17 protein-coding genes are annotated in these 15891 nt (G+C 76.0%); 9 read left to right on the forward strand and 8 right to left on the reverse strand.

What is annotated here, in order from left to right; genetic code table 11:
* Positions 1 to 12 precede the first annotated feature (12 nt).
* Together LN037_RS24340 and LN037_RS24345 are read right to left on the reverse strand one after the other, a co-directional pair.
* Entirely contained in the window at positions 13 to 885 is an 873-nt protein-coding gene (locus LN037_RS24340; RefSeq protein ID WP_230758283.1) for a C40 family peptidase, read from the reverse strand.
* Between the two features lie 337 nt (positions 886 to 1222).
* Entirely contained in the window at positions 1223 to 3451 is a 2229-nt protein-coding gene (locus LN037_RS24345) for an ATP-dependent DNA helicase RecG (RefSeq protein WP_230758495.1), read from the reverse strand.
* 129 nt (positions 3452 to 3580) lie between these two features.
* On the opposite strand from LN037_RS24345, the gene rpmB reads away from it, so the two are divergent.
* Positions 3581 to 3772, forward strand: coding sequence for a 50S ribosomal protein L28 (gene rpmB / locus LN037_RS24350; protein ID WP_026204958.1), 192 nt, complete (start codon positions 3581 to 3583; stop codon positions 3770 to 3772).
* Positions 3773 to 3844: 72 nt separating this feature from the next.
* On the opposite strand, the gene LN037_RS24355 is transcribed toward rpmB, so the two are convergent.
* Entirely contained in the window at positions 3845 to 4039 is a 195-nt protein-coding gene (locus LN037_RS24355) for a DUF397 domain-containing protein (protein ID WP_230758286.1), read from the reverse strand.
* A 136-nt stretch (positions 4040 to 4175) separates the two neighbouring features.
* On the opposite strand from LN037_RS24355, the gene LN037_RS24360 reads away from it, so the two are divergent.
* On the forward strand, positions 4176 to 4595 hold the full coding sequence (locus LN037_RS24360) for a hypothetical protein (RefSeq protein ID WP_230758288.1): 420 nt from the start codon (positions 4176 to 4178) through the stop codon (positions 4593 to 4595).
* A gap of 1 nt (position 4596) precedes the next feature.
* Here the strand turns inward: LN037_RS24360 and LN037_RS24365 are convergent, their stop codons facing one another.
* Both LN037_RS24365 and LN037_RS24370 read right to left on the reverse strand, forming a co-directional pair.
* Positions 4597 to 5280: a uracil-DNA glycosylase gene (locus LN037_RS24365; RefSeq protein WP_230758497.1), complete on the reverse strand. Its 684-nt coding sequence runs from the start codon at positions 5278 to 5280 to the stop codon at positions 4597 to 4599.
* Between the two features lie 39 nt (positions 5281 to 5319).
* Positions 5320 to 5934 carry a GNAT family N-acetyltransferase gene (locus LN037_RS24370; RefSeq protein WP_230758289.1) on the reverse strand — a complete coding sequence of 205 codons (615 nt, stop codon included), beginning with the start codon at positions 5932 to 5934 and terminating at the stop codon, positions 5320 to 5322.
* Here LN037_RS24370 and LN037_RS24375 point away from each other — a divergent pair.
* From LN037_RS24375 to LN037_RS24390, 4 genes are all read left to right on the forward strand, one after another.
* Entirely contained in the window at positions 5903 to 6646 is a 744-nt protein-coding gene (locus LN037_RS24375) for an HAD family hydrolase (protein WP_230758290.1), read from the forward strand. The two genes, LN037_RS24370 and LN037_RS24375, sit on opposite strands and share 32 nt — an antisense overlap.
* A gap of 5 nt (positions 6647 to 6651) precedes the next feature.
* Positions 6652 to 8130, forward strand: a complete 1479-nt coding sequence (locus LN037_RS24380; RefSeq protein WP_230758291.1) for an FAD-binding oxidoreductase — start codon at positions 6652 to 6654, stop codon at positions 8128 to 8130.
* Positions 8127 to 9278 (forward strand): FAD-binding oxidoreductase, encoded by a 1152-nt coding sequence (locus tag LN037_RS24385; protein WP_230758292.1) that lies wholly within the window; start codon positions 8127 to 8129, stop codon positions 9276 to 9278. The genes LN037_RS24380 and LN037_RS24385 overlap by 4 nt, the downstream gene beginning before the upstream one ends.
* Before the next feature lie 92 nt (positions 9279 to 9370).
* Positions 9371 to 10699: a (Fe-S)-binding protein gene (locus LN037_RS24390; protein ID WP_230758498.1), complete on the forward strand. Its 1329-nt coding sequence runs from the start codon at positions 9371 to 9373 to the stop codon at positions 10697 to 10699.
* A gap of 4 nt (positions 10700 to 10703) precedes the next feature.
* On the opposite strand, the gene LN037_RS24395 is transcribed toward LN037_RS24390, so the two are convergent.
* A complete protein-coding gene (locus LN037_RS24395; RefSeq protein WP_230758294.1) occupies positions 10704 to 11642 on the reverse strand; it encodes a thiamine-phosphate kinase in 939 nt (312 codons plus the stop codon).
* Positions 11643 to 11801: 159 nt separating this feature from the next.
* Here LN037_RS24395 and LN037_RS24400 point away from each other — a divergent pair, with 159 nt between their 5' ends.
* Both LN037_RS24400 and LN037_RS24405 read left to right on the forward strand, forming a co-directional pair.
* Positions 11802 to 12038 carry an Lrp/AsnC ligand binding domain-containing protein gene (locus LN037_RS24400; protein ID WP_230758296.1) on the forward strand — a complete coding sequence of 79 codons (237 nt, stop codon included), beginning with the start codon at positions 11802 to 11804 and terminating at the stop codon, positions 12036 to 12038.
* Positions 12039 to 12046: 8 nt separating this feature from the next.
* Positions 12047 to 12664, forward strand: a complete 618-nt coding sequence (locus LN037_RS24405) for a DUF3515 domain-containing protein (protein WP_230758299.1) — start codon at positions 12047 to 12049, stop codon at positions 12662 to 12664.
* On the opposite strand, the gene LN037_RS24410 is transcribed toward LN037_RS24405, so the two are convergent.
* Positions 12665 to 13762, reverse strand: coding sequence for a D-alanine--D-alanine ligase family protein (locus tag LN037_RS24410; protein WP_230758302.1), 1098 nt, complete (start codon positions 13760 to 13762; stop codon positions 12665 to 12667).
* An 11-nt stretch (positions 13763 to 13773) separates the two neighbouring features.
* Positions 13774 to 15183 (reverse strand): aminotransferase-like domain-containing protein, encoded by a 1410-nt coding sequence (locus LN037_RS24415; protein ID WP_230758305.1) that lies wholly within the window; start codon positions 15181 to 15183, stop codon positions 13774 to 13776.
* A gap of 69 nt (positions 15184 to 15252) precedes the next feature.
* Between LN037_RS24415 and LN037_RS24420 the strand changes: the two genes are divergently transcribed.
* Entirely contained in the window at positions 15253 to 15891 is a 639-nt protein-coding gene (locus LN037_RS24420; RefSeq protein ID WP_230758308.1) for a pyridoxamine 5'-phosphate oxidase family protein, read from the forward strand.

The following is a 15891-nucleotide window of genomic DNA, read 5'->3' on the forward strand; positions in this document are numbered from 1 at the left end:
CCGGGGGGTCGGTCAGACGACCCGGCGGGCGCCCACCGCGTTCTTCTCGATCTTCGACAGCGGCGTGTACTTCACGTCCTGGCCGCTGGTCGGCGCCTCGATCACCCTGCCGTCGCCGACGTACATCACGACGTGGCTGACCGGGCTGTAGAGGAAGATCAGGTCGCCCGGCTGCAGGTCGTCCATCGAGACCTTCTGGCCGACCTTGGACTGCGCGGCCGAGGTGCGGGGCAGGTCCTTGCCCGCCTTCTCGAACGCGTACTGCATGAGGCCCGAGCAGTCGAAGGAGTTCGGGCCCGTGGCGCCCCAGACGTAGGGCTTGCCGAGGCGGGACTCGGCCGCGTCGATGGCGTCCGCGGCCATCTGCTGGCCGGCCGAGAGCTGCGGCTTCGCGGCGGGCGCGGGCGCCGCGGCGGGCGCCTGCCGCGCGGTCGCCGCGACGGTCTTGTACTGCGGGGTCGCCTGCGCGACCGCGGGGGCGACGACCGGCATGACGGCCGTGATCGCCGCGGGGGCCTGCTGGGCCGCGGCGGGCAGCGTCATGCTGCTGGCGGCGAGGTTCGTCGGGAGGGCGAACTCCCCCGTCGCCGCGGGCTCGTCGACGGTCGGGACGAGGCCGTGCGCCGCAGCGCCACCGGCGCCGGCGAGGGCCCCGAGCGCGGCCAGCGAGAGGCCGGCGGTGCGGGCGGCCCGGTCGAGGGGACGCTCCGGTGCCGCGGGACGACGGGTGCGGTGCTGCTCCTGGACCCGGGGGTCGCCGGCGGGCGCGCCGTGGGCGCCGCGACCGGTCAGGGCGGCCGGGATCGGACCGAGGGAGCCGGTGGTGGCCGCGTCCGGAGCCGCGTGTCGGCCGTTCGGCCGCACGGGCGGCAGCACTGCGGTCATACGTCGTCTCCACGCCCGGCGGCGACCGGTCCGGGACGCGGTGCGACCCGATCCGTGCCGGTCACTGCTGGGGAGTGCAGCGGACCGACGATCTCCGTCCCGTCCTGGACGTCGTGCGCTCCGGGGAGGCCGCCGGACGAGAACCGGGCGAAGCGGCCGAGCGCATCGGCGCGCTGTTGCGAACCGACGGCCAGACCGTAACCGAACCGTGACCCCGCGCGGCCACCCGGGCGCTGCGTGTCGCGCCCGGAGGTCGGTCGCGCGCGCCGATCGGCTACCGCCGGGTATCCGCGCGGTCACCCCGCGTGGGCCGCGACGAGCGGTGCCCGGGCCCGGCTCAGAGCTTGTCGAGGAACGTGGCGCCCTCGTCGCCCACCACGCCGCGGACGAGCCCGGCCAGGCGCGGGTGGTGGGCCAGCGTCGGGTCGTCGGCGAGCAGGGTGCGGGCGACCTCCCGCGCCTCGGTGATCTCCTCGAGGTGGCGGCGCACCGACAGGAACCGCAGCGTCTTCCGGCGGCCGGCCTGCTCGGTGCCCAGCACGTCGCCCTCGCTGCGCAGCTCCAGGTCGAGGTCGGCCATCGCGAACCCGTCGTGGATCTCCGCGATCCGCTGCAGTCGCTCCATCGAGGGTCCCTCGACCTCGGAGACCAGGAAGCACGACGACGCCGTGTCGCCCCGGCCGACGCGGCCGCGCAACTGGTGCAGCTGGGAGACCCCGAACCGCTCGGCGTCGAGGACCACGATGACCGTCGCGTTCGGGACGTCCACGCCGACCTCGATCACCGTGGTCGACACCAGCACGTCGACGTCGCCCGCCGAGAAGCGCCGCATGACGTCGTCCTTCTGCTCCGCCGGCAACCGCCCGTGGAGCACCTCGAGGCGCAGCCCGGCGAGCGGTCCCGTGGCGAGCAGCTCCGCGACCTCCAGCGTCGCGAGCGGCGGGCGCCGCTCGTCGCCGTCGGCACCGCCGCCCTCCTCCTCCTCGCTCGCCGGTCCGTCGTCGCCGATCCGGGGGCACACCACGTAGGCCTGGTGCCCCGCGTCCACCTCCTCGCGGACCCGCTCCCAGACGCGCGCGAGCCACTTCGGCCGCCCGCCGGGGACCGCGTGGGTGTCGATCGGCTTGCGGCCGGCCGGAAGCTCGTCGAGCACCGAGTTCTCGAGATCGCCGTACACCGTGAGCGCGACGGTGCGAGGGATGGGCGTGGCGGTCATGACGAGCAGGTGCGGCGCGGTCTCGCCGGGGCGGGAGCGGAGCTCGTCGCGCTGCCGGACCCCGAAGCGGTGCTGCTCGTCGACGACGAGGAGCCCGAGGTCGGCGAACCCGACCTTCTCCTGGATCACCGCGTGCGTACCGACGACGATGCCGGCCACCCCGGACTGGACGTCCAGCAGCGCCTGCTTGCGCTCCTTCGCCGCGAGCGAGCCGGTGAGCAGGACGACCCGCGTGGCCCGCTCGTCGGGGTCGAGCTCGACCGGCTCGTCGGCGTCCGCCCCGAACAGCCCCGCGGGCTCCCCGCCCCGGCCGAGCGGCCCGAGCATCGCCCGCAGCGAGCGCGCGTGCTGGGCGGCGAGCACCTCGGTGGGGGCGAGCAGCACCGCCTGGCGGCCCGCGTCGACGACCTGCAGCATCGCCCGCAGCGCGACGACGGTCTTGCCGGACCCGACGTCGCCCTGGAGGAGCCGGTTGAGCGGCGTGGTGCCGGCCAGCGCGGTGGCGAGCTCCTCCCCGACCCGGCGCTGGCCGCCGGTGAGCTCGAAGGGCAGCCGGGCGTCGAAGGCCGCGGCCAGTCCGTCGTCGGTGCGGGGGCACGCGGGCGCGGGCCGGGTGGCGGCGTTGAGCCGCTCGCCCTGCAGCGCCAGCTGCAGCCCGAGGGCCTCGTCCCAGGTGAGCCGCCGCATCGCCGGACGGGCCGCCTCGAGCGTGGCCGGCAGGTGGATGTCGCGCAGCGCCCGCCCGAGGTCGATGAGCCCGTGCCGCTCGCGGACCTCCGCGGGCACCGGGTCGATCGGGTCGTCGAACACGTCGAGCGTCTGGCGGACCGCGGCGAGCAGCTCCCAGGTCTGCACGTCCTTGGTGGCCGGGTAGATCGGCGTGACCGGCGGCAGCTTGATGGACTCGTCGTCGGGCTCGGTCGGGTCGTCGCCCGTGCTGATCCGCATCGCGCGCGGGGAACCGAGCTGCCAGCGGTCGCGGAACTTCTCCAGCTTCCCGGCGAAGAAGGCGCGGCTGCCCACCGGCATCGTGCGCACGCGCCACGGCTGGTTGAAAAACGTGACCGAGAGCTCGAGGGCGCCCGCGGCCACCGTCATCGTCGTGATGTGGAGCTGCTTGCCGCCGCCCCGGCGGAACTTGCGCTCGCCCCGGGCGCTGCGGACCTCGGCGATGACGTTGACGTGGTCGCCCACCGCGAGGTCCCGGGGGTCGACCTTGTCGAGGTCGTTCGTGGTCTCGTAGCGGCGCGGCAGGTGCCGCAGCAGATCGCCGACCGTGTGCATGTCGAGGTGCTTGCGCAGCACCGAGGCCGAGCGCCCTCCGATCGCCTCGGCGAGGGGGGAGTCCATGTGCACCACGGACGCCAGCGTGCCACCCGGGTCCGACAGCGCCCGGCGGGCTCGGTTACCCTGGTGACCTGCCACGCGGTGGAGACTCCCGCGTGCTCTGATGTCCGTTGAGGTCGAGAGGTGTTCGAAGTGGCTGCGGTGTGCGACGTGTGCGCGAAGGGCCCCGGTTTCGGGAAGTCGGTCTCGCACTCCCACCGCCGGACCAACCGCCGGTGGAACCCGAACGTGCAGACCGTGCACGCTCGCATCGGCAACGGCAACCGGCAGCGCCTGAACGTGTGCACCTCGTGCCTGAAGGCGGGCAAGGTCAGCCGCGCCTGACGCCCCCGCGCCTGCATCCGGGCCCGGTACGCCTCGGCGTGCCGGGCCCGACTGCTGTCCGGAGCCGGACGGTCAGCCCGGCTGGGTGAGGTCGTCGAACTCCCCGTCGCGCACCCCGAGCACGAAGGCCTCGACCTCCGCACGCGTGTAGTGCAGCACCGGACCCGCGGCGTCGCCGGCGGCCCGGACGAGCAACCCACCGTCGGGATGACGGGCCGTCTCCAGCCCCGACCCGCTCGGGGTCCACGTGGCGGTGGGACAGGTCATGGGGAGCCCCTCGGGGTGGACGTGCGGGCACGCGATCCGCCTCACGCACATGCGTTCCGTTCTTGCGCCTGCACCGTACGTACGTGAGGATCGAGCGGCCGTCGCGCCCGCGACGCAGCGACGAGCGGAGGGCACGGTGAGCCGACCGGAGCAGCCCGGCGACGAACCGCGTCTCCCACGCGACCGACGCACGGTGCACCGGCGGTCGGCCCCGGTCCCGATCCGCGTGGTGTCGCAGCGCCTGCCCGCCGACGCGACGGTCGGGCCGCCCGCGGCCCCGGTCCCCACCGCCGTCGCGGGGGTGCCCGCGACCGGCGCGGTTGCCGCGCTGCAGCAGGCGCCGCTGCCCTCGCCGGAGGTCGTCGGCCTGCCGGTGCGCGCCGATCGGGCCCCCGTCCTCGACGGCCGCCGGCCCCTCTCCCGGTTGCTGGCCCTGGTCCGTTCCCGACGTCGGGTCGGCGCCGGTCGGCACCGCCCGGACACCATCCCGAGCCGGGGCTGGAGCATGTTCGCCCCGCCGCGCCGCAGCCGTCGCCGGTTCGGCGTGCGCCGGTAGGTCAGGGCAGGCGCCAGTCCACCGGCTCGTCGCCCAGTTCCTCCAGGAACTCGTTCACCCGGCTGAACGGCCGTGAGCCGAAGAAGCCGCCCGAGGCGGACATCGGGCTCGGGTGCGCCGACTCCACCGTCGGGACGTCCTCGCCGAGCAGCGGGACCAGCGACCGCGCGTCGCGGCCCCAGAGGATCGCGACGAGCGGCTGGTCGATCCGCTCGACGAGCGCGGTGATGGCCTGCTCGGTGACCTTCTCCCACCCCTTGTCGCGGTGGGACCCGGGCGCGCCCGGCGCGACGGTGAGGACCCGGTTGAGCAGCAGCACGCCCTGGTCGGCCCACGGCGTGAGGTCGCCGCTGGTGGGCGCCGGGTGCCCGAGGTCCTCGGTGTACTCCCGGAAGATGTTCTGCAGGCTCCTCGGCACCGGCCGGACGTCCGGGGCGACCGAGAAGGAGAGGCCGACCGCGTGCCCCGGCGTCGGGTAGGGGTCCTGCCCGACGACGAGCACCCGCACCTGCTCGAAGGGCTGCTGGAAGGCCCGCAGCACGTTCTTCCCGGCGGGCAGGTAGGTGCGGCCGGCGGCCACCTCGGCGCGCAGGAAGTCGCCCATCGTGGCGATGGTGTCGGCCACCGGCTCGAGGGCGTTCGCCCACCCGGCCTCGACGGTCTCGGACAGCGGGCGGGCCATCAGGCGGTCCGGCGCGCGGCGGGGATCGGCACGTCGAGCACGCTATCCGCGCGGGGCGTCCCGGTCCCCGAGGGGGTCGGCGGCCAGGTCCCGGGTGAAGCAGGTGCTGTCGGGCTCGTCGCGGTGCACGCCGAAGTTGGGCAGGGGGCGGTACCCGCGCCGCCGGTAGAGCGCCTCGGCCTCGGGCTGGCGGGTCCCGGTCTCGAGCACCGCCCGGCGGCAGCCCGCCGCGGCCGCCGTGCGCTCGAGCTCGTCGAGCAGGGCGAGCGCGAGGCCACGGCGCCGGTGGGCCGGGTCGACCCACATCCGCTTGATCTCGGCGTCGCGCGGCCGCAGGACCCCGCGGTCGGCGACCGGGATCGCCGTGGCGGTCAACCGCCGCCACCCGCCGCAGCACACCGGCCCGACGTCGGGCAGGACCCCGAGCAGGAACAGCCCGCGCGGCGGGGCGAACTCGGCCGGGTCGACGGGCGTGCGGTCGACGCCGCCGTAGCGCTCCCGGTAGAAGGCCTGCACGGCGTCGATGAAGCGGACGCTGGCCGGGTCGTCGTAGGCGGCCACCGCGAACGAGAGTCCCGCGTTCCCCACCCGGCCGATGATCCCGGTTGCGGGCAGCATGCGGGGCGTGGGACGACCGGTCGGGGTCTGCTGGGACATCGACGGCACGCTGCTGCGCGGCGGCCGGGTCGGCGGGGACGTGCTGCGCGACGCGTTCCTGGCCGTGGCCGGGCGCGAGCCGCCGCACGTACCGATGGGTGGGATGACCGACCACCTGGTCGCCGAGGCGTTCCGCGACGGGCTGCCCCCGGACGAGGCCGAGGCGCTGCTCGCCCGGGGCACCGACTACACGGACGCGATGATCGCGGCGATCGGGGCGCAGTGGCACGGTCGCGACGCCGCGCTGGCCGGGACGCTGACGGTCCTGCCCGGGGTGCGGGAGGCGGTCCGGCTGCTGGCCGCCGAGCCCGGGGTGGACCAGATCGTGCTCACCGGCAACGTGCGGGCCGGGGCCGAGCTCAAGCTCACGGTGGCGGGGCTGCACCCGGGCGCGTTCGACCTCGACGACGGCGTCTACGGGCACGTCCCCGGGCCGCGGGCGGCGCTCGTCCACGAGGCCCGGGCCGCCCTCGAGCGTCGGCACGGCCGCGCCGTCGGGCTGGTCGTCGTCGGGGACACGCCGCGCGACGTCGAGGCCGCGCACGCGGCCGGCGCGGTCGCCGTCGGGGTGGCGACCGGGGCCGCCACGCTCGACGACCTCGTCGCGGCCGGGGCCGACCACGTCACGGCGGACCTGTCCGACCCGGCTGCTCTGGTGGCGGTCGTGCGCGCGGCGGGTGAGGATCCGGGAGCAACCCGAGGGGATGGGTGACGTCCATGAGCACCACCACCACCGCTGCGAGCGGCACCGCCACCGCGCTCGCCCGCGAGTTCGCCGCCGTCCTGCCCGAGACCTGCGTGATCACCGACGAGGTGGGCCTGCGCAGCTACGAGTGCGACGGGTTGACCGGCTTCCGCCAGGTCCCCGCCGTCGTCGTGCTGCCGCGGGACACCGAGGAGGTGGCCGCCTGCGTGCGGATCTGCGCCCGGCACCGGGTGCCGTTCGTCGCGCGCGGCGCGGGCACGGGGCTCTCCGGGGGCGCGCTCCCGGTCGTGGACGGCGTCGTGATCTCGCTGCAGAAGCTGCGACGGATCCTGGAGATCGACGTCGAGAACCGGCGCGCCGTCCTCGAGCCCGGGGTGTTCAACCTCGACATCTCGCGCGCCGCCGGTCCGCACGGGCTGTACTACGCGCCCGACCCGTCGAGCCAGCAGGTCTGCACCATCGGCGGCAACGTCGCCGAGAACTCCGGGGGCGCGCACTGCCTCAAGTACGGGTTCACCACGAACCACGTGCTCGAGATGGAGGTGGTCCTCGCCGACGGCAGCGTGGTCACCCTCGGCGGCCCCACCGCGGAGCAGGCCGGGCCCGACCTGCGCGGGGTCTTCCTCGGCTCCGAGGGCACCCTCGGCATCTGCACCAAGGTGACGGTCCGGCTGCTGCGCAAGCCCGAGGCGGTCCGCACCGTGCTGGCCGACTTCCCGTCGGTCGAGGCCGCGGGCGAGACGGTCGGGGCGATCGTCGACGCCGCGATCGTGCCCGCCGCCGTCGAGATGATGGACTCGCTCGCGATGGAGGCCGCCGAGGCCGCCGTCGGGGCCGGGTACACCGTCGAGTCGCCCTCCGCGCTGATCATCGAGCTGGACGGGCCCGCCGAGGAGTGCGACGAGCAGTTCGCCGAGATCACGCGGATCTGCGAGGAGCACGGGTCGACCCGCATCCACGTCGCGGACAGCGCCGACGAGCGCGCCCGGGTGTGGAAGGGCCGCAAGGCCGCCTTCGCCGCCGTCGGGCGGATCAGCCCCGACTACATCGTCCAGGACGGCGTCGTCCCGCGGACCCGGCTCGCCGAGGTCCTCGCCCAGATCGCGACGATGGGCTCCGAGGTCGGTCTGCGGGTGGCCAACGTGTTCCACGCGGGCGACGGCAACCTGCACCCGTTGGTGCTCTACTCGGAGTCCGCGGGTGAGCACGACAAGGCCGAGGACCTCTCCAGCCGGATCGCCGAGCTCTGCGTCGAGCTCGGCGGCTCGCTCTCCGGCGAGCACGGCATCGGCGCCGACAAGGCCTGCTCGATGGGCCGCATGTTCACCGACGACGACCTCGCGGTGATGCAGCGCGTGCGCACCGGCTTCGACGCGGCCGGCCTCTGCAACCCGGGCAAGATCTTCCCGACGCCGCGGCTGTGCGGCGAGCGTCCGGGCCCGTTCCGTCCCCACCCCCTGGAAGAGGCCGGAGTGATCAGCCGACTGTGAGCACCACATCGCTCTCCCCGGGCTCCCTGGTCGAGCTGCGCGACGCGGTCCGCGACACCCCGGGTCCGGTGGTGGCCACCGGGGCGGGGACCGCCGCGGACTGGGGCGGCGCCGTCGCCGCGGACGCCACCGCCGTGTCCGTCGCCGGGCTGTCCGGCGTGATCGCCCACAACCCGGGGGACATGACCGTGTCCGTCGGCGCGGGCACACCGCTCTCCGACCTGCAGGCGACGCTCGCGGAGTCCGGCCAGCGGGTCGCCTTCGACGCCGCGCGCGTGCGGCGGGGCGCCACCGTCGGGGGTCTCTTCGCGACGGCGGACGCGGGGCCCCTGGCCCTCGGGTTCGGCTCGCTGCGCGACCTCGTCATCGGGGTCACCGTCGTGCTGGCGGACGGCACCGTGGCCCGGTCCGGCGGGCACGTCATCAAGAACGTGGCCGGGTACGACCTCGCCAAGCTGCTCCACGGGGCGTACGGCACCTTCGGGATCGTCGCCGAGGTCGTGCTGCGCCTGCACCCGGTGTCCGCCGCCACGCGCACCGTCGCCCTCCCGGTCGCCGACCTCGCCGCCCTGCCCGCGGCGGGCCGGGCGGTCACCGACACCCCCGTCGAGGCCGGTGCACTGGAGGTCGTCGACGGGCGGCTGCTCGCCCTGCTCGAGGGCACCGAGGCGGGCGTCGACGGCCGCGCCACGCGGCTCGTCGAGCTGCTCGGCGGTGCCGCCGAGGTCCTCTCCCCCGCCGACGCCGACGCCGCGTGGGACGCCCACCGCGCCACGGTCGACCGGCGGCCCGACGACGCCGCGGTGCTCCGGGTCGGCGTGGCGCCGACCCGGCTCGGCGACCTGCTCACCGGGCTCGTCGACCTCGGTGGCTCGCACGTGACCGCCGCGCCCGCCACCGGCGTGGCCACCCTGTCGGTCCCGGCCGACCCGGGCGTCGTGGAGACCGTGCACGCGCGCGTCGCGGCGCTCGGCGGCACGTCGACGCTGCGGGCCCACCCGGCCGGTGCCGACGTGCCGGCGTGGGGCCCGACCCCGACGAGCGCCGTGGTGCTGCGGTCCGTCGCCGCCGCGTTCGACCCCGACCAGCGCCTCGGCCGCGGCCGACTCGCCCCCTGGCTGCCCGTCCCGACAGGAGCGTCCGCGTGACCAGCACGCCCACCACCGGCCCCGCCGGCCCCGGTCCCGACTTCACCTCGCAGCGGGGCGAGAACGCCCCGGCGCCGGAGCGCACCGACGCGCTGGCCGCCGCGTCGCACGGCAGCTTCGACGACCACCACCCGCCCGCGCGGGAACTGCTCGACGACTGCGTGCACTGCGGGTTCTGCCTGCCCACCTGCCCCACCTACGCGCTGTGGGGCGAGGAGATGGACTCGCCGCGCGGGCGCATCTACCTCATGGAGATGGCGGAGAAGGGCGAGATCCCGCTCGAGGGCGCCTTCACCACCCACATCGACCGGTGCCTCGGCTGCATGGCCTGCGTGACGGCCTGCCCCTCGGGCGTGCAGTACGACCGGCTGCTCGAGGCCACCCGCCCGCAGATCGAGCGGCACGTCCCGCGCAGCCGGGCCGACCGGCTCTTCCGCGAGGCGATCTTCACGCTGTTCCCCTACCGGCGCCGGCTCCGGGCGGCCTCGCTCGGCGGCGCGCTCTACCAGAAGCTGCGCCCGAAGCGGATGGACGCGCTGCTCGCGAAGCTGCCGAAGCGGTTCGAGCGGCTCGTCGCGATGGAGTCGCTGCTCCCGCCGGTGAGCGTGCGCGACGCGTTCGCGCGCACCCCCGCCGTCACGCCGGCACGCACCACCTCCGAGCACCCGGCCCGCCGCGGCCGCGTCGGGATGCTGACCGGCTGCGTGCAGGACGTGTTCTTCCACCAGGTCAACCTGGCGACCACGCGGGTGCTCGCGGCCGAGGGCTACGACGTCGTCGCCCCGCGCGAGCAGGCGTGCTGCGGCGCGCTCGGGCTGCACGCGGGCCGCGAGGAGGAGTCGATCCGGCGGGCGAAGGAGCTCATCGCCGTCTTCGAGCAGGCCGACGTCGACGTCATCGCCGTCAACGTGGCGGGCTGCGGGTCCTCGATGAAGGAGTACGGCGAGCTGCTCGCCGACGACCCGGCGTGGAAGGACCGCGCGGAGGAGTTCTCGGCCAAGGTCCGTGACGTCTCCGAGGTGCTCGCGGACGCCCTCGCCGAGTCCCGCGCCCCGCGGCACCGGGTCGACGCGACCGTCGTCTACCACGACGCCTGCCACCTCGGGCACGCCCAGAAGATCCGGCAGCAGCCGCGCGACGTGCTCCGGTCCGTCCCGGGCGTGGAGCTCGTCGAGCTGCCCGAGGCCGAGATCTGCTGCGGGTCGGCCGGCATCTACAACATGCTCCAGCCGGAGGCGGCCGGGGACCTGGGCCGGCGCAAGGCCGACAACATCCGGGGCACCGGCGCGGACCTGCTCGTCACCGCCAACCCGGGGTGCCTGCTGCAGATCCGCAAGTACCTCGAGGGCGACCTGCCGATGCTGCACCCGATCCAGCTGGTCGACGCCTCGATCCGGGGGGTGCGCCCGCCCGGGATGTAGGCACCTACCGCCAGTGCCGCCAGCCCGGGTCGCCCGCGCCGCCCCAGCGGTCGGCGTCGACGGTGACGCCGATGCCGAGGCGGCAGTCGGCGAACACGGTCCAGCCCTCGGGGACCGCGTCCTCGTCGGGGAAGCAGGCCACCAGGGAGTGGTCCTCGCCCCCGGTGAGGGCCCACCGCAGCGCGTCCCCGCCGAGCGCGGACGCCACGTCCCGCAGCTTGTCCGCGACCGGCACGAGCTCCGAACGGATGTCGATCCGCACCCGCGACGCCTCGGCGACGTGCGTGAGGTCGGCGAGCAACCCGTCCGACGTGTCGATCATCGCGCTCGCCCCGGCCCGCGCGGCCACCGGGCCCGCGGCGATCGGGGGGCGGGGCGTGCGGTGCGCGGCCACCATCGCGAGCGGCGACCGGAACCCGCGCCGCAGCACCTCCATGCCGGCGGCCGACCAGCCCAGCACCCCGCAGACGGCGACGACGTGGCCCACCTTCGCGCCCGAGCGACGGACCGGCGCGCGCCCCTCGAGGTCGCCCAGCGCCGTGATCGTCACCACGATCTGGTCCGCGGAGACCGTGTCCCCGCCCACCACCCCGACACCGGCCTCGGCGGCCGCGTCCCAAATCCCGGCGGCCAGGCCCTCGACGACGTCGGTCGGGGTGGACGCCGGGCACGCCAGCGACAGCAGCAGCCCGGTCGGGACCGCGCCCATCGCGGCGACGTCGGCCAGGTTCGCGGCCACCGCCTTGCGCCCCACCTGCTCGGGTCCCGACCAGTCCAGACGGAAGTGCACGCCCTGGACCAGCGTGTCCACCGTCGCGACCACCCGCCCGTCCGGGGCCGCCACGACCGCGGCGTCGTCGCCCGGCCCGAGCAGCGTCCCCTCGGGCTGGGGGCGCCCGGCGGTGATCCGGTCGATCACCCCGAACTCCCCCAGGTCGGACACGTGTCCGCCCGCCGGTGCCCGCGCGGGGCTCCGTTGTGGCGCATCTCCCGACCGGCTCACCCGTCTGCTCCCTGCGGTACGTTCCGACGCGTCGTGACACCCGTGTGCACCCGCCCGCCCTCCGGAGCGGGTGCGCCCGCTCCCCGAGGAGGCCCGTTCGTGGTCCAGGCCTACATCCTGATCCAGACCGAGGTGGGCCGCGCCGCCGCGGTCGCGTCGGACGTGGCCGGGATCGACGGCGTCTCCCGGTCGGAGGACGTGACCGGTCCCTACGACGTGATCGTGCACGTGGACTCCAACGACGACGCGGCCCTCTCGGACACCATCACGGCCGTGCAGAAGGTGCCGGGCATCACCCGCACGTTGACCTGCTCGGTCGTCGGCTCGCCCGCCTGACCCCGCCGGTGGCGCGTACCCGGGCCCCGGAGCTCGACCGCCGTCTCCCCCGCATCCTGCTGGGCGTGGCCCTGGCGCTGCCGGTGCTGCTGGTCGTCGGGGTGCTGATCGCCTCGCAGGTCCTCGGTCGGCAGACCGACCCCGACCCGGACACCGGCCCGCTGGCCCTCGCGGCCGTGCCGGTCCCCGCGGCGGCCTCGGCGGACTGCTCCCGGCTGCTCTCGGGGCTCCCGCAGGAGATCAACACCGGCGACGGGCTGCTGCCGCGCCGGGTCCTGGCCGACCCGGTCCCGGCGGGCACGGTCGCGTGGGGCGGGGAGAAGCAGGCCTCGGGCCGCCCCGAGGACCAGCCGGTCGTCCTGCGCTGCGGGCTGCCCACCCCGCCCGAGCTGGGCCCGACGAGCCCGCTGCTCGACGTCGACGGCGTGGACTGGCTGCGGATCCCCGGCGCCGGGACCACCACCTGGGTCACGGCCGACCGCGCGATCTCCGTCGGGCTCACCCTCCCCGACGGCATCGGGAGCGGCGCCATCCAGGACGTCTCGCGCGGCATCAAGATCACGCTGGTCAGCCGGGACACCGAGCCGCCGGACCCGACGTCGGCGCCGGCGACGCCCACCCGCTGATCAGCGCACCCCGGTGCCGCCGGCGAGGGCGGAGTCGACGAGCGTGGTGAGCAGCGTCGGGTAGTCGACGCCGGTGGTCGCCCACATCCGCGGGTAGAGCGACGTCGCGGTGAAGCCGGGCATGGTGTTCAGCTCGTTGACCAGCACCCGGCCGTCGTCGGTGACGAAGAAGTCGACGCGCGCGAGGCCCGCGCAGTCCATCGTCCGGAAGACCCGGACCGCCTGCTCGCGGACCAGGTCGGCCAGGGCGTCGTCGAGCTTCGCGGGGACGTCGAGCTCGCAGGCGTCGTCGAGGTACTTGGTGTCGAAGTCGTACCAGTCGGCCTCGCCGGTGAGCCGGATCTCGGCGGGGACGCTCGCCTCCACGCGGCCGTCGGGGAACTGGAGCACCCCGCACTCGATCTCGCGGCCCGCGATCCCGGCCTCGATCAGCACCTTCGGGTCGCTCTCGCGGGCGAACGCCACCGCGGCGGGCACGTCCTCCCACGCCGTGACCCGCGAGATTCCCACCGAGGACCCGGCCCGGGACGGCTTGACGAACACCGGCAGCCCGAGGCGGTCGCGGTCGGCGGGCGCGAGGTCGGACGCGGTCCGGTCGAGCGCGACGGCGTCGCCGGTGGCGAGCCCGGCGTCACGCAGGATGCGCTTCGTGACGACCTTGTCCATCGACGCCGCGCTCGCGCAGACCCCGGCCCCGACGTAGGGGATGCCGGCGGTCTCGAGGAGGCCCTGGATCTCGCCGTCCTCCCCGGCGGGTCCGTGCAGCACCGGGAAGACGACGTCGATCGTCGCCACCGTCTCGCCCCGACGACCCTCGGCGAGGCTGATCAGCTCACGGCGGGTGGGGTCGGGCAGCAGCGCCACCGGCTCGCCCGATGCGAGGGTCACGCCCGGCAGCTCGCGTCCGTGCAGGCGCCACGGGGAGGTGTCGTCGCCGACGGCCAGCCAGACGCCCTCCGGGGTGATCCCGACGGGCACGACGTCGAACCGGTCCCGGTCGAGGTTGTCGAGGATGCCGCCCGCGGAGACGCAGGAGACGGCGTGCTCCCCCGACCGCCCGCCGAACAGGACCAGCAACGTCGGGCGTTCCGTCCCCATGGCGCCGCACCCTACGCGGGGCCCGCCGCCGCCCCGGCCAGCACGCCCCGCACCCGCTCCAGGGCCGCCCCGAGCTCGGTCCGCGACGGGGCCGCCCAGCCCACGAGCACCCCGGACCGCCGCTCCCGGGTGTCGTCCAGGTGGTGCGCGGCCAGCCCGTCGAGCAGCACCCCCGCCCCGCCCGCCGCGTCGACGACCCCCCGCTCGAGGGCGGCCGAGGGCAACGGCACCACCAGGTGCGCCCCGGCCCGGTCGCCGAGCACCCCGTGTCCCGCCGCCCGGACCGCGTCGACCACCAGCCCGCGGCGGACCCTGAGCTCGCGCCGCAGCCGCGTGAGGTGCCGGCCCAGCCCGCCGTCGTGCACCCACGCCGCGAGGACCTGCTGCCCCGCCGGGGCGGGCCTCGTCCCCGTCGTGCGGCGCTGCGCGAGCAGCTCCGCGGCGAGCGCCGGCGGCGCGACGAGCCAGCCGACCCCGAGGTCCGGCGTCGCGATCTTGCCCGCGGTCCCGAGGTGCACGACGACGTCCGGACCGAGCGCCGCGAGGACCGGCAGCGGGGCGACGTCGTAGCGCAGCTCGCCGTCGTAGTCGTCCTCGACCAGCACGAACCCCTCCGCCCGGGCCCGTTCGACCAGCGCCGCCCGCCGGGCGACCGGCAGGCGCCCGCCCAGCGGGTACTGGTGCGCCGGGGTCACGTAGACGAGGTCGAGTCCGGCCGGGAGATTCCCGACGACCACGCCCTCGGCGTCGACCGCGAGGGCGATCACCTCCGCCCCGGCGGCGCGCAGCACGCCCGCCGCGCGGCGGTAGCCGGGGTCCTCGAACCCGGCGCGGACCGGCCGCCCGAGCCGCCGGGTGAGCAGCGCGACGAGCTCGGTGAGGCCCGCCGTCGTGCCCGCCGTGGCGAGGACGTCGGCCCCGACGAGCCCCCGGTGGCGCAGCAGGTGCTCGGACACCGCCGCCCGGAAGGCGGGCACGCCCGCGTACTCGGGCCGGGCCGCCGGGTCGAGGTCGCCCGCGCGGCGCCACGCCCGCCGCCAGGACGCGGTGTCGAGCACCTCGAGGCAGGGCGAGCCGGGCCGCAGGTCGGTGGCCGCACCACCTCCCGGTGGCAGGAGAGCGTCGTTGCTGTCACCGGGCGGCAGCGACGACGCGTCGCTGCCACGGGGGGCGGCACCCGAGGGCGCCGCCAGCACGAACGTCCCCGACCCGTGGCGGGCGCCGAGCCACCCCTCGGCGACCAGCTGGTCGTACGCGGCGGCGGTCACGGTCCGGCTCACGCCGAGCTCGCGGGCGAGCACCCGCGTCGCCGGGACGCGCTCGCCGACCCGGAGCCGCCCGTCGAGGGCCGCGCCCCGCAGCCCGTCCGCGACCTGCACCGCCAGGGGCGTCGGCGCGGACCGGTCGAGCGCGACGAGCACGAGTGGCCTCCCGGAAGGGCGGGGAAGTGGCCCTCGCAGGATGCCACCCTCCGGGTCGACGATCACCGCATGCTCTCCCCCACCCCGCGCACGCAGCTCCGCCGCAAGCGCGACCGGCAGCAGGACGACCCCACGACGCTGCACGCGATCCTCGACGAGGCGCTCGTCTGCCACCTGGGTCTGGTCGACCCGGACGGCGCCCCGCTCGTGCTGCCGACCATGCACGCGCGGGTCGGCGACGTGGTCTACGCGCACGGGTCGAGCGGCGCCGCGAGCCTCGCGCGCGACGGACAGGTGTGCCTCACGGTCACGCTGCTCGACGGGCTGGTGCTCGCGCGGTCGGTGTTCGCACACTCCGCGAACTACCGCAGCGCCGTCGTCCGGGGACGCGCCCGTCGGGTCACCGACCCGGACGAGCACCTGCGGGCCCTCGAGGCGATCGTCGAGCACCTCACGCCCGGGCAGTGGTCCCACGCGCGGCGGCCCGACCGGAAGGAGACCGCCGCGACCGCCGTGCTCGCGCTGGACCTGCACGAGGCGAGCGTCAAGGTGCGGCAGGGCCCGCCGGGCGACCCCGAGCTCGTGGCCGCGGGCGACACGCGCTGGGCCGGCGTGGTGCCGGTGCACACCGTGCTCGGCGTCCCCCAGACCTGCCCGGCGCTCCCGGCCGACGCCCCGGTGCCCGCGCACGTGGCGGACCGGGCCTGA

The organism is Actinomycetospora soli (assembly GCF_021026295.1).
Taxonomy (GTDB): Bacteria; Actinomycetota; Actinomycetes; order Mycobacteriales; family Pseudonocardiaceae; genus Actinomycetospora; species Actinomycetospora soli.

Bases quoted from the DNA above. Each gene is read 5' to 3' on its own strand.
- LN037_RS24420 (WP_230758308.1), top strand. From the start codon at position 15,253: ATGCTCTCCCCCACCCCGCGCACGCAGCTCCGCCGCAAGCGCGACCGG.
- LN037_RS24355 (WP_230758286.1), bottom strand. From the start codon at position 4,039: ATGACCTGTCCCACCGCCACGTGGACCCCGAGCGGGTCGGGGCTGGAG.
- LN037_RS24410 (WP_230758302.1), bottom strand. From the start codon at position 13,762: ATGGGGACGGAACGCCCGACGTTGCTGGTCCTGTTCGGCGGGCGGTCG.
- LN037_RS24345 (WP_230758495.1), bottom strand. From the start codon at position 3,451: ATGGACTCCCCCCTCGCCGAGGCGATCGGAGGGCGCTCGGCCTCGGTG.
- LN037_RS24370 (WP_230758289.1), bottom strand. From the start codon at position 5,934: ATGTCCCAGCAGACCCCGACCGGTCGTCCCACGCCCCGCATGCTGCCC.
- LN037_RS24340 (WP_230758283.1), bottom strand. From the start codon at position 885: ATGACCGCAGTGCTGCCGCCCGTGCGGCCGAACGGCCGACACGCGGCT.
- LN037_RS24380 (WP_230758291.1), top strand. From the start codon at position 6,652: ATGAGCACCACCACCACCGCTGCGAGCGGCACCGCCACCGCGCTCGCC.